Source organism: Roseimaritima multifibrata, from assembly GCF_007741495.1.
Classification (GTDB): Bacteria; Planctomycetota; Planctomycetia; order Pirellulales; family Pirellulaceae; genus Roseimaritima; species Roseimaritima multifibrata.
Genome location: NZ_CP036262.1, coordinates 6073010 through 6086533, shown reverse-complemented (window position 1 = coordinate 6086533; position 13524 = coordinate 6073010). Strand labels below are relative to the sequence as shown.

Genomic DNA, 13524 nt, shown 5'->3' with positions numbered 1-13524 from the left:
CGATCCTTAATGACTTTGTATTCATCCAAGATGGCCAATTAGGCGTGCAAGCCAAACAATGATGTTTAAACTTGCACAATCCGCCTCCAAGAAATGGAGACACCTGAACTACCACGAACGACTCACATTCGTCATTGAAGGACGGTCCTTCAATGACGGAATCCTCCAGGATGAAATCGCCGCCTAATTCAAAAACTCAGAACACAACATTTGACAATCGCTCATTTTGCCGCGAACATAAAGAGCTAGGTGAGATTGCTAGAGTAGGTCTTTCGCCTCGGCTAAGACCGTGATCCTGCCACGCCCAATAAAGCTGCCTTTGGATTTCATTAACACATCATACTCACCAGCATTTTTGGGAATCTCTATTGTGCAGGTATAAATGCCTTTACCCGTATTATTGAAGCGTCCGCTGGCGAAGGTAACAGACTTTCCTTGTGTATTCATTCGCATTTGGAGGACGATTCTCTCAGGTGGGGAATCAACACTAAACTTTCGTTCTGTTTCGATTCTCAGCGTTTCACCGGCGATGAACTGACGCTCATCTCTGGTTGCCAATATAGATCTGAAGCTCTCTTCGGGTTCCACCGTTGGTATTTTCAGAATTGATACTGAATCTGCTTTCGGTGTCTCCTGCTCTTGTGAGCATCCAAGAATCGCCATCACAAATATCAGGAACACTAGCGGACCACTTTGGTGGTCCGCTTTGCTGTTGGGAAGTGTAGCGTATTTCTTATTCATGCAATAAATTTTTAATTCTGCAAGGATCGATTGGTGCTACTGCGAAACAAGGATTTTAAAAGGAACAGCAACTTCTATGGTGTATTGCTGATTTGCGCCTCTAGAGTAGAGCTTCAGCGTTTTATTTCCGCTTGGCCATCCTGGTGGCGGGGATTCAAAATTGTGGTCCCACCCTCCCTCCCACATTTCTGTGTCGTCGTTGTGTTCGCCGATTTTTACCGCCCCCTGATACAACGCGACCCTAAAACTGGCTCCTGGCGGTCCCTGTCCCTCTGCTGATATATCTGAATAGTTCCAATAACTGTCATCGGTCTCTGGATTGTACACATCCCAGTCCCCGCCGCGGCTGATGCTACAAGGAGACAATGCAAATCCAAAAGCAGCTACAATCACGAAGCAGCTCTGAAAGAAAGACTTAAACACGCGCATAGTTTCGTATCCATTTTGAAAAGACAAAAAATCATTCGGTCGACAGGGTTGAACTACGGCTTCCCACAGATTGCCACACGTCGCGATCGACACTATCTGCGGTGAAGGCAACATGACCATCTACATATAAGACATTAACTCCAGAGGGGTGTTGACTGGCTGCGGTAGATGCAGCCTCTAAAATGTAATCACCGTGATTACATGTTGGGTTGTTGGGAGGGATAGCGTGGTTGTACAAGGTTTGTCCCACGTTTCCGTCAGTCCAAGGGGTTCCGCGCGACATCGTGCTGGAAACCACATTGTTTTGTGTCACAGAAATACACCCGGCGGAAAATTCCGCGAGTGTTTCGCTAATGGGGCCCTCCCACGTCACTCGCAGGCGATGTGTTGAGCCATCACTCCGGAGTAGTTCAGTGAAACTTGCTGTGTGCGCCGTCCCGTCAGTAAACTCTGATAATGAAAGAGAGCCCGCTCCGTAGCTCCACGTACTCCACGGCTTCTCAAGGGGACGAAATGCTCCGTCGAATCCGTTGTGGGCTGCCCATATACCGATGCATGCCGCGTAGTTTGTACCACACTGAGTCCCCGATCCAGCCTCAGGGTAAGGAGCACTATCCGTTGGGCACAACAGTATTGGCAACGAAATTGCTTTATTGCCAATCAAAACTGGATCGTAATTTGAAGAACCACTTAGGGTAATGTCACGATAGAGTTCATTTTGCTCTAAGTATGGAAGAAGTGTGACATGAATGCTCCCAGTGGGAGCCAAAGCCGCAGGCATAAAGCGGAACTGCGATTCATATGCAGAAACTGCCAATCCGATCTGTCTTAGTTGCGACTGACAGGTTTGATTCCTCGCCGCTTCACGAGCATATTGGATGCTGGATACTGACAGGCCTAAGAGTATCGAAACAATCGCGATTACAACTAGCAATTCTACCAGCGTAAGTCCTGAAGAGTGTTTCATTTGGAAGTGCCCTATTACCAAAGAATCGCGGAAAACAAAATAAATTACATTCTCAAATTTTTTGAAAATACAATTCTAATGCGCCGCAACAGCGTACCTAACTGCCCTCAAGTATCTGAATCACAAATGAGTTTTGTGTTCGGACGAAATCAACTATTTCGTCTGACGGACTCGATTGGTGATTTTTTTAACGTATCGGCAAAAAAAAAGGAAGTCAACAAAAAAATGAAGTTTTTTAGCGACCGAACGAAGTCTATAAAAAACGGCTGCCGCAATCGGGGCAGTGATTGCGACGGCCTGCCCATTGGGCCTAGACGCCTGTCGCAGCTACGATATCGATTTCCACACATAAACCTTTAGGAGCGATCAACTCAAGATGCTTCAAGGTCGGATCAGCGGTCCTTCTAAGGTGAACTGGAGAATCTCGCAATCCAACGACTTCAAATTGATGAACAATTTGCTCAAAGGATGCCCAGACGAAGAATCCGACCTTCTTCTTCGGAGCAGAGCTCACGCCATCTCCATACGCGGATGGTCAGCGGGAGTCTCACCGTCAATTCTGGACAGAGAGGCATGGTTCCGGATTTTACGACTGGTACCTGGAAACGGAAGTAGAAGGTGCAAAGGAAAACGCGCAGGAGGCGGCCCCATTGCTGCAACTGCACCTCCCCGGCCTAGAAGCTTATCAACCTGTCGCCAGTCCTATCTGCTAGACTCTTTCTGACGAACCAGTCATCCTGGTTCACATCCCAATCAAGCCCAGTGCGGCGACAAAGTTCAACGCACGATCTATCTGCAAGTCAGGCGGTCAGCTCAACTGGTTATGTTGAGTTTTTTTACGCCTGACCAGCAGATAGATCGCAATTCGTTACACCACCATAGCTTAGACACGAATGCCACTTCACCTCATAGTTTCTGCTGACCCGGAAGCTTTCACTGCAAGCCGCTTTGAAATGCCAGTTGAACGCTGTTTGGAATACACCGACAACAACCTTCGCGACTACTTTTTTCACTTTGGCGAAACTCGTATCGACGAACTTCTCGCTTTTCCTGCACTGATAGCGCATGAGCAAGACGTCTCTGATGAAAACGTTCGGCTCGTTAGGCTTACCGACATTGCGAGGCGTGGAAATCGTATCCGCGCGATTTTCGATCCGACAGGTACAGAATTGACTTACGAGCAATTCACAAACCTCTCTTTTGAATTGGACATCGACGGATTCGAGTATCACCGAACCCACTGGGCGATCAAGAATGTCGATTTAACCGATGTGCTTTCTAAAGCCGGAGTGCAAACACCACCGTCTGCATTTCCACAGCGGCCATATGTCGATTTGGGATCACATCGTTTTCAGGTCGCGCTGTCGTTCCCCGGCGAAGACCGTAATTTGGTTCAAGACATTGCGTCACGTCTCGAACAACGATTGGGCTTGAATTCTGTTTTCTACGACTTTCATTACCAAGCGTTTTTGGCTCGCCCCTCTCTCGATACGTTGTTACAAACGGTTTATACAAATGCACGACTGAACGTAGTTTTCCTGTCTGGCAACTACGAACGCAAACGATGGTGCAGTGGAATTGAGTTTCGTGCAATTCGGGAGATAATTGCAAATCGTGAAAATGATCGGGTGATGTTCATTAAGACCGGTGACGGTGACGTATCAGGGGTGTTCGCTACTGACGGCTGGATAGAAGCAGACAATCAAAAGGCGGACAACATCGCTTACTTCATCGAACAGCGAGCTCGTGTTTACGATACTTGACGTGCCGATCGCGATATGTCCAGCAAGACTTTTGCAATTCCGTTTACAGGGCGATCGCACGTTCATGAAAGGCTTCTCTCAGGGCTCGATACCTGCCTTCTCAGCCATCCTTTACAGGGAAGCTCAAACATTCGTGTGGTCACCTCGGGAGCGATTTACCCTTTACATCAACTGGTAGACTAGCCAGCGAGTTGACATGGAGCAAATTGCGATGGTTACTGTCATTCGATCAACCGGCTGGCAGTTTTTTCATTCCTCGACCATTGGCTCCTTTTAATGAACGATTCACTACTTGCTTACATCCCCGACGATGACGGATACACCGAAACCAAGACGATCCGAAAGGTTTCAGGCATCCATGAAGAGCGAAAGCTGTCGGCGCGGTCTAGTAGCCGCGTTCTTAACATCTGTGTCCGGCCTTTGTTGTTTGGAGCTTTCGCTATGATGTTGAACCACACTTTCCGCGAGTTCTTTCTAGAAGCCGCCATCGAATCGCTACGTGCGGTATTGCCGTCGCCACCGCCGCGACGCTGGAACGGTAAACACACTTCCATCCTGGATCGATGCATCGTCATCGCGAACTACCTGGAGCAAGAGAAGGAAAAGGATTCTTGGATCACCCCGGTCGCAGAAGACCTGGAAAAGTTGATTGCTGATATTAAGGAGATCCCCGGCGCAGATCACTGGTTGGTTCTGGCCGAGCACGCTTTGGCTTGCTTTGACAACGCCCGAGTGGTGATGGACGACATTGCCGAGCGATTAGAAGACCGCCAGCCCCGCATGCTGAATCACGTTCCGAATGCTGACATTGCGGTTGAAGTGGTTGCCCAGCTTGCGGTTCGGGTTGATCCAGCTACTCGAAAGGTTGTCCAGGTCATTGGGATCGTTGAAAGCATCCCGTGCTACTGGCCCGAGAGCGACAACGTGATCGGAATTCCGCTATGCATCAACCTGAATGGATGCCTGGACAACAAAGAGGCAGAGGGAATCTGCATTCACTCCGATGCTTATGTCAGTGAATGGGAGTGCGATACCGCTGAAATGGAAGCGGCGATGGCCGGGGCCGATGACGACAACGAAGCGGAGTGGTTTAAGCACGCCTACAGCAATCCGTTCACCGTGTTTGATGTGGATCGATTGGAACCCGCATACGTTCCCGCGTAAACGTTCCGGGACGATTCTTATCGACAGTCAGGCGTTCGCTGCTTGGCTGTCGATTTTTTTGAAGAAATAGGGACCGAGACAGCTGAGTTGGGTTCTAGCGAAATCCAGATTGGCGACTCCCCCCAAGTGAGCGGGAACAGTAAACTGTTCGCATGGGATACAAATTCGGCTTTAGACGTAGCAAAAAACTGCCTGTCGGAAGGCTCACCGTAACACATCGCGGCGTGTCGCATTCTGTGCGTACTCCTTTCGGCACCTTCAGCAACAAGTTACTCGGTGGAGGTGCCAAGCGAAGATCGCAAAGCTCGGTATCAAGCGGCGGAAACTCGTCACCTAGCGGAGGAGATGCTCTTCTGGGGTGCTTCTTCGCCATCTTTGCCACACTATCGTTCTTGGTACTTGGCTGCTGCGGATTCGGCGGCTTGGTATCCTGGATGGCGTCTGACTCGTCAACTAGTCGTTCCCAACAGACGGTTGCCGACTCTAGGATCGGCACGGATGCGGTTAACAGCAGCGCCCTGGATCCCACTGCTAGCCAGAGCGTTGCCACCACTGACACGTCTTCGATGGCGACAGAATCTTCCGGATCTCTAATTCCAGAAGCACCGAGTCCCTCGCATATTGAAGTTGAGGCAGAGGATCCGGAGGAACCCGCTGAAATTCAGTTGGCATTGCCCAAGCAGAGCAAGAGGACCTGGACTGACAAATCAGGTACTCATTCGGTGGTTGCGACATTGGTCAACTTCAACGAGACACATGTCCAGCTGGAGCGTGCTGATGGTGGCAATAAGGTCGCTTTGCCAATTGAGTCGCTGAGCGAAGACGATCAAATCTATTTTGCGTACGCCACCACGCCACGCTACGACCAGGAAGCGGAGGTTGTGATTGGCAAGGCAAGCAGGATCATGGATGGGGATACGATCAAATTACATTCCATAGAAGATGATCAGAGAACGATTCGTCTTGTTGGCATTGACGCTCCTGAAAGCGACCAGCGCTTCGGTCCTGAAGCCAAGTTGTGGCTTACACATGAGGTGTCCGGGAAAAATCTGCGGGTTGAGGTTAAGGAGAAGGATCGTTACGGGCGACTGCTCGGCAACGTCTATGTCATTGATGAAGGGGATCGCTGGCTGAACCATGAGATCATTCTCGCTGGCCTGGCTTGGCATTATGTCGACTACAGCAGCGATATCCGCCTAGCAAAAGCCCAGCAGGTCGCACGGGGGGAAGTGGCTGGGCTCTGGCAGGATGCTCGCCGAGTGGCCCCATGGGATTACCGGAACGGGACTCGAATAGAGACAGCAATCCCTGTTGAGGCCGAATCGATCCGGACGACCGACATCCAGGTATACGTAACGGACTCAGGGACCAAGTACCACTCATCAGGGTGCAGATACCTGGCTAAATCGAAGCATCAAATTCCCTTGAGCCGAGCCAAGTCAGCTTACAGCCCTTGCTCGAAATGTAGTCCGCCAAGGTAGGTAGTTGTTTGCTCATGCCAACAAAGAGAATCGGCAAAGATTGTTGATTCAATGGGGTGTCAATATAGGTGCACACTAATCCGACAGTGCCGTTTGAAAAGGCTAAGATGGCGACTCAGAAGCACCCGATGGTTCTGCCTTATTCTATGCCAGAATTGTCCGCGAAAGATTGGATTTCAGGTCCAAAATCGCGATTGATCTTTGAGATTCTGTAGCCGAAGAACTTGGAAAGACGTTTGCGGAGTCCATCAAATGAAATGTCCGGATTGTGAGCGAGCAGATCATCCAAGTATGTGGAGATTCCCTCCGCGTTGTACGCCAACGATAGACCGTTTCCAAAGTACGAATAAATGTCACTACGCAGGATTTCTGCGACATCTGACTCGCCGAGTCGATCAGCGGTCCGGGCAGCGTGTTCCATTCGTATTGCCCAGCGTCGATTGTGAAAGGCAGCTCCAACATCATGGCAAATCTCGTGAATGATGAAGGCGCGCTGTCCGTCGGCGGACATGGTTGGGAACGCCCTTCCATCCAGGTAGATCACATTCGCGTCAGTATCGCAGTAGCCAGTATTGCTCCGCAACTGTTCAGTGGTTCCGTACGCAATTGTCCAATCACCGCGTTTATCCCACTGCGGGAAATAGTGAATGCGTACGTCGATAAATTGTTCGTCGAGATTCATCTTTGGCAAACCCATTCTCCTTACCGGGCGTACCGGGTGACAAGAAGTCTTTAGTGTGTTTAGTCAGGCTTGGCGGTGTTAATAATTCTGCTGGGGGTGACTTTTTCTCACTGGCTTGAGACGATATTCCGACTTTCCAGATCGGGTCCCATCCTGGCATTGTCCGAACTGGAAAACCAATTACAACTGCTGCACGAATCAACAGCACGGGGCTGAGAAACGGCTTTCTGATCTGTGATCGGCCCTGAATTGGGCAACTTGTTGGTGGAGTTGGTGCAAATCATGAGCCTTCGAGGCAACTGCTAGCGATCTTGTCGTCCTTCGTCCTGATACTGCAGTACGCAGACTGACTATCATGTTCCTGGAATTCGCTTGCGAGACTTTGAGATTTTGAAACCTTCCGGCGTCGGTTTAAATTTTGCTCGGTCACCAAGTGGCGGAAGCTGATGGCTGTGAAAGTCACGGATCGCGTCAATGTCGAGTTCAACAATTACAAAGTAGTCGTCCATCCCTCCCTTTATTCTTGCCCGTTCGCGTTCCCACGCGTCTTTATATGGTGCCCGTACCCGGCTATCACCGTATTTCCGGTTATTGACTAGTGCCATGAAGCAGTGCACGTCGAGAGACGCGGATTCGATCAGAGAGCCGAACGATTCAAGATCTTGGTTCCAGCTTAATACGAAAAGTCCGTCGACTTGTCCTCTGAATATTTGGCGGTGTTCTATATCGGTAAGCTCGCTGCAAATGAGAGTCCCAAACTCGAAACCGAAATGGTTGTATACCCGTTTCAGGCACCGTGAACTTTGTGGCTCAGCTAGCTTCAAGCCGAATTTTGATCTTAACTCCTCACGTTCATGGTGAGCGGGTAGCCCCTTTTGTTGCCAAATGACCGTGTGGGCGGATGCGTATCCTACTCGATTGTCCACAAGGTAGATTGCCGCTTCGTTAAACACAACGCTTTTATCGTAACGATACTCTGCACCGGCAATCAGCGATATTCGTTGCCGCAACAGCTTGCTCGCGATACCCGGCAACCATCTGCGAGGCACAGACAGCTCGGGTAACAGGACGTAATCTGGTCGAGTTTTCGATTTGATGATTGAATTGACGAGTTTCGTGAGGCACTTATACCGACTTGCGCTGAGGTCTGGTTTCCCAGCCGCTGCCATCGCCCAGCTTGAGTCTCCTACTGCTAAACTTGTGATAGCAATCCTTGGCTGCCTTTTTCGCTCGCCTAACCCGATGGTTACCCGCGTCGCTGTACTCCAGTCGCCATCTTCGTGATCGTTGGCGGGACGCACCCATGTTCCACGAATAGCGTGAACGAACTTCTTCAACTTCGTCAAATCCGACACAGTACTCTGATCGAGTTCGGTGATCTCAGCAACTGATAGTGGACGAGTGGGGAGCAAGAGCGGTCGAGTCTTCTTGACGTCTTGCCCAACCGACTTAACGAATTCGCGGATTGCGGCATGACGCTCACGCTGTTCGTCTGGAATACCGCCTTCCCAACTCGGCAAAGGACACTTTGGGATTTGCATATAACCAAGAATACCGTCTTTGAATGGAACACGCCCAAGATCGGTCCAGAACAATTCTCGACTCTGTTCGATTAGCAACCTCTCCGAGTCAGACTCGAACCCAAGAAGCTCTGAGATCTGCCCTGCCAGTAGATTCACGGATCTCGCATCCGAAGGCTTCTTTCCTGATAATGGATAACACTGAATGAGCGTTTCATGAACGACTCGCCCGAGTGTCAACGCAAATTTCTTCCAGGTGTCACTGGTCTTTGTTTCGGTCAATAAAGTCGTCGTTTCTTTGAGTGTCGTCAACGAACGCACCGTTCGCTTCAGCAGGCTCTCAGCTTGCTTCCAATCACGACAAGCAACAGCCAAGCCGAAAAGTCGAGGGAAGTATCCAACCAATCCGAAAACACGGGAAGGAGATAAGACGTTGCGTTCTGCAAACTTGTAAAATTCGTGTCGCTTGGACCTCCATTCCGACGGAGGCAGGTAATTCAGTAGCTGGTCATGATCCCGAAGTAGATTCGCGAAGCTGAGTCGGTTCAAAGACAGGTCATCGGCTTTTCGCAGCGTGTTGACGTCTTCATTTGGCCGCTTCCCGGCCGCGAGAGCGCGAGCTGCCGGTGACGTTTCCAATACATCAAGGTCAGGCAATAGTCGCCACTCGCTTGAAATCTCGTCGATCTTGCTCTGGATTGTGTCCAGTAGGTCATGTCCGATCTCGCCGGACAATGCAAAAATGCGTTGCTTCTTTGCCTGAAACACCAATTGTGAATCCTTGGCGTACCTCAGTTTAAGGTGCAATTCTTGGCCATCATCGTTGAAATCTAAAGGTTCGATCCGTTCGCACAGATGCGACAAGACGTCCTTTCCGTCGTTGAACTGGCCATGGTCGCGTATGACAAGAAAAATGTCGTCCACATACCGGGCGTAATAAATCGGATCGAGTTTCTGCTGAACGAGTTGATCGAATTCCGCGAGCAGAACGTTGGCAATGACTCTCGGTGCCGATGGTCCAACAGGAATGCCAACACATGGGGCATCAGAGCTATCTGCATATTCCTCTCCCCAATTGGCAAATGCTCGCACCAATTGCCGCGTGAACAATCGCTCCTCGTTCGTGAGATCGTGTCCCGAGAGTTCTTGAAACCTGACAGCTTCAAGAAACGCATCGTCCAAAAGAAAGCCTGCGTCGATGCGATGATAGAACGAGGTGAGATCCATCGTGATCGCGATAACTTTCCGATCTTCTTCCAACTCAAGGCGAATCGCTTTAAGCCCATCATCTCGCCATTCCTTGTAGGCGTAGTAATACGGTGGAAAAGATCCAATGGCATCCAAGTGAAGACCACCAATTGTGCCCGTTTCTTCGGAGCGTTGATGACGTCGTAGTCGCGATCCCTTGGCTGTATTGTCAAGGCAGGCATCTAAGTGTGCACCGACTCGATTCACCCACAACGTGCAGACGATATACATGTCTACGGTGAAGGCAGCCATCGGACGGAACGAGACGGTAGGATTCTCCCCGCCCATGGCCTGGATCTGCCGTTTCCAACTCTCGTCAGGGTCAGATTGACTGAAATGGGGCTCGGATTCCGATTCGGACGCTGTGGACGCTAGGTGCAGATCCTTAGGGATGAAGCCAACGTCGCCAATGAAGTTCAAGTCTCTGAACCAATTGACCGTTCGGGATGTTAGGCGGGAATGTAGCGTCTCAAGGTTTGCATTCAGGTGTTTTTCATACTCGGAAAATGCAAGTCGGTTCGCCTGGGTCTTTTCTTGAAAAACGTCCTGCTTGGCCTTTCGGTAGGCTACGAACAAATCATTTCGATCGAAGAATTTTTTGGGCAGACCCTTCATGCGGGTAGTTGCGCTGCGTTTTGCCATTTTTAAACTGTCTCAAAGCTGTATTTCACATGTTGCTCTTCCGTGCTCAAGTCTTTCAGTCCCTTCACCCATCTAATCTAGTATTTCGCGCCACTGCTCTTAGGATTCTTAGTCGGCCCGATAAACCTGCTTGTTTCTCCCGGCTTTCGTTCGTGTTTTCACCTAAATCAACACACCAGACACTAAATAGCCGACTGCCTCTCTGCGCAGCCACTACAGCCCTCCAGGCGACGAGAGTGCTTCGACCACAACTCTAACAGATTCAGTGATTTCCGTGTCATGAAAAAGCTTTGATGACTACCCCTACCCCCACTATTACAAGCTGAGATTGCAGTACGATGTACATTCTCCGAAGCTCGCTGCCCTTGATTCCATTAACCCATTTTGCGTGCTCGAACGCTTTTGCAGTGTCGATAAGTGCATTGTTAAATGCCTCGTTTTGCGTTTTGGCGATGAAGTCATTGTAAAGGTCATCCACGTCGCCATTTATTGGAACGCATAAGGATCGTTGCGACCAAAGTTTTGCAGCAAACCAAAACAACACTAATACTGAGGCGCAAAGAACTGCAAGGAAGATGCTCTCAATACGACCTGTATCGACGATCGATTGCGGCAAGAGATTGAAACCAGCGATAGCGCCGATGGCACCGGTGGAGCCGGCAATGATTTTCGCAGCCCGAGATTCCAAATTGTCATTAGCGTCTTCAATCGCTTTCAGTCCATCGTGCAATCTCTCCCAAACCATCATCTGCTGAAATGTTAAATCCGATTTTTCAAACATGGCGCCTACCCTGAAATGCAAAAAGACAATGAGAAATCACAGTCAAACGACAACGAGAAAATCACTAAAAAAGAGGTTGTTCCTCCACCACCGGACACTAAAACACGAAAGGACAAAGTGACTTACGTAACCAAAAACTACAGAGGCAAGTTGCGATTGAATGAAGAAAGTGGCAAATAGCACCCGGAAACTAGGCTCACAGAACCAGCGAATCTAGCCTGTCCCAAAGGGAAGTCAATTGATGGCGTCACGACCATTGGCATCCCGTCTTTCCCCGCCTTTCCGGCCTTGGACCCGCAAATGATCCGCCACCACCCAATCATCTACAAAAAACGCCAGCCCCGTGCGATATCAGGGCTGGCGTCAATCACAAAAAGGTGTCCTCGCTGTTGACCGGCTGTGAGTTTCAGTTCGGACTGTGATTCCCCGACGCTAACGATCGCCGTGCCGGCGGGATGGTTGTCGCTATCGAGAATGATTTCAATGTCATAGTCGCCAGCTTCGGCAGCCTGCAGCAACCAGAACCCGTTCGAGTCTTTGGCCCATGGTCTTCCGGTAGCATGTCGCCAATCTTGGCGGGTGAGCACTGTCTGAGGTTCGTGCTTCGTCCCCACGATGATTCGGGGCGGTGCAAAATTGTCCTCGCGAGTGGAACTGACATCTGCAAACCACGCTTCATAGGCTTGGGAAAGTCGTTTCGTCGTCTCTGGATGATCGGCTGCAACGTTATGCATCTGGCGTGGGTCATTCGACAGGTTGTAAAGTTCTAGCTTCGGGACGCCATTGATTCGCTCATTCCCGAAACCGCTTGGGTTGACCAATTTCCAAGGGTCTTCATGGAGGGCAAAGTGATTGAATAGCTGAGGCACATTGCCTCGATGGGACTGGAAAACAACCTGCCGTGTGGGCCAGTTCACGTCTTCGCCAGTCAGCAGCGGGAGGAAGCTGCGTCCATCCATTTTGGTTGCGTGGGGTGGTTCGACGTTGCAGGCGTCGAGGATGGTTGGCATCACGTCGATGTGTGCACACAGTTTGTCCGACGTCGCGTCGGCCTGTACCTTTGCTGGCCACTGGAATAGCAGCGGCGATCGTATCCCGCCGTCGTCTACGTGGGACTTCATGCCTCGCATGTTGCCGACGTAACGCATGGTGTTAGGGCCATTATCGTTTAGGTAGATCACAATCGTATTATCGGTAATGCCCAGTTCGTCAAGTTTGGCAAACAGGCGAGCGACATTTTCGTCGATGTTGGTGATCATCGCGGCGATGCGCGCTAGTTTGTCGAATTCCGCTTTGCGACGTTTTTCGGGAAGAGGCCTGGCCAGCAGGGAGGAGAGGTCGGTGTTTTTATATTCTTCGTACAGTTCCTGCGGCACATCATCAAAAGGGCCGTGAGGCGCGTTCGTCGCGATGTACGCAAAAAACGGCTTGCCTGTTTCCGTGCTGGATGTCATGAATTCCATTGCGGCATCAAAATAGATGTCGGTGCAGTACCCTTTTAGCGACACTTCCTCACCATTTTTGAACAGCACCGGATCGGTGTACTTTCCCTCGGCACCAATCGGGTCGGAAGGTTGTCCGATCCCGCCCCCGCGGTGAACGAGGCTTTCCGAAAAACCTTGGTCCATCGCTCGCAGTGGGTAGTTGTCACCCATGTGCCATTTCCCGTAGATGCCCGTTTTGTATCCAGCATCGCGAAGCGACTCCGCCAGTGTCACTTCTTCGGGATCCATCATCGCGCGGCCGACGTAAGTGTCGACGCACCGAGTGCGGTAGTTGTACCGTCCTGTCATCAGGCTGGCCCGTGTTGGGGCGCAGACGGGGCTGACGTAAAACTTGCTTAGGTATCCGCTGCGAGCGTGCATCGCATCCAATGCGGGCGTTCGGATGACGTCGTTGCCCATGAATCCGTAGTCGCCGCCCCCCTGGTCGTCGCTCATGATTAGAACGACATTGGGACGGTCCTCCGCAGCGAGCGACAAGGTCGTGCAGGTGACTAGGATCGCGAGCGCGAAATGTGAGGGCTTCATGTTGTTGCCGTTCCTAGAGAAGTTGTAGGTTTCGCCATTTTAACACGAAGGGTGGTGCATTTCTGTTGACTTCGTA

Annotated in this window: 11 protein-coding genes and 1 pseudogene; 4 read left to right on the top strand and 8 right to left on the bottom strand. The window is 50.5% G+C overall.

The window, feature by feature from the left end:
• Window positions 1-40: 40 nt before the first annotated feature.
• Window positions 41-187: pseudogene (locus tag FF011L_RS27105) on the top strand (IS256 family transposase); the annotation flags it as partial.
• 71 nt (window positions 188-258) lie between these two features.
• Here FF011L_RS27105 and FF011L_RS22075 read toward each other — a convergent pair.
• From FF011L_RS22075 to FF011L_RS22060, 4 genes are all read right to left on the bottom strand, one after another.
• Window positions 259-741 (bottom strand): hypothetical protein, encoded by a 483-nt coding sequence (locus FF011L_RS22075; protein WP_145354138.1) that lies wholly within the window; start codon window positions 739-741, stop codon window positions 259-261.
• Between the two features lie 36 nt (window positions 742-777).
• Entirely contained in the window at window positions 778-1284 is a 507-nt protein-coding gene (locus FF011L_RS22070; protein WP_218933251.1) for a hypothetical protein, read from the bottom strand.
• Window positions 1202-2137: a DUF1559 family PulG-like putative transporter gene (locus FF011L_RS27290; protein ID WP_145355780.1), complete on the bottom strand. Its 936-nt coding sequence runs from the start codon at window positions 2135-2137 to the stop codon at window positions 1202-1204. Before FF011L_RS27290 ends, FF011L_RS22070 begins: the two co-directional genes overlap by 83 nt.
• A 310-nt stretch (window positions 2138-2447) precedes the next feature.
• A complete protein-coding gene (locus FF011L_RS22060; protein WP_145354136.1) occupies window positions 2448-2651 on the bottom strand; it encodes a hypothetical protein in 204 nt (67 codons plus the stop codon).
• A gap of 439 nt (window positions 2652-3090) precedes the next feature.
• Here FF011L_RS22060 and FF011L_RS22055 point away from each other — a divergent pair, with 439 nt between their 5' ends.
• The 3 genes from FF011L_RS22055 (at window position 3091) to FF011L_RS22045 (ending at window position 6545) form a co-directional block, all read left to right on the top strand.
• Window positions 3091-3900 carry a TIR domain-containing protein gene (locus FF011L_RS22055; RefSeq protein WP_218932807.1) on the top strand — a complete coding sequence of 270 codons (810 nt, stop codon included), beginning with the start codon at window positions 3091-3093 and terminating at the stop codon, window positions 3898-3900.
• 276 nt (window positions 3901-4176) lie between these two features.
• The gene (locus FF011L_RS22050; RefSeq protein WP_145354134.1) at window positions 4177-5064 is read left to right on the top strand and encodes a hypothetical protein; all 888 of its coding nucleotides are present in this window, start codon (window positions 4177-4179) and stop codon (window positions 5062-5064) included.
• A gap of 566 nt (window positions 5065-5630) precedes the next feature.
• The gene (locus FF011L_RS22045; protein WP_218932806.1) at window positions 5631-6545 is read left to right on the top strand and encodes a thermonuclease family protein; all 915 of its coding nucleotides are present in this window, start codon (window positions 5631-5633) and stop codon (window positions 6543-6545) included.
• A 139-nt stretch (window positions 6546-6684) separates the two neighbouring features.
• Here the strand turns inward: FF011L_RS22045 and FF011L_RS22040 are convergent, their stop codons facing one another.
• The 4 genes from FF011L_RS22040 to FF011L_RS22025 all read right to left on the bottom strand — a co-directional run bounded on the left by FF011L_RS22040 (window position 6685) and on the right by FF011L_RS22025 (window position 13448).
• Window positions 6685-7227, bottom strand: a complete 543-nt coding sequence (locus tag FF011L_RS22040) for a hypothetical protein (RefSeq protein WP_145354132.1) — start codon at window positions 7225-7227, stop codon at window positions 6685-6687.
• 353 nt (window positions 7228-7580) lie between these two features.
• Entirely contained in the window at window positions 7581-10637 is a 3057-nt protein-coding gene (locus FF011L_RS22035) for an RNA-directed DNA polymerase (protein WP_145354131.1), read from the bottom strand.
• 277 nt (window positions 10638-10914) lie between these two features.
• Window positions 10915-11418, bottom strand: a complete 504-nt coding sequence (locus FF011L_RS22030) for a hypothetical protein (protein ID WP_145354130.1) — start codon at window positions 11416-11418, stop codon at window positions 10915-10917.
• A gap of 323 nt (window positions 11419-11741) precedes the next feature.
• The gene (locus tag FF011L_RS22025) at window positions 11742-13448 is read right to left on the bottom strand and encodes an arylsulfatase (protein WP_145354129.1); all 1707 of its coding nucleotides are present in this window, start codon (window positions 13446-13448) and stop codon (window positions 11742-11744) included.
• Between the last annotated feature and the right edge of the window lie 76 nt (window positions 13449-13524).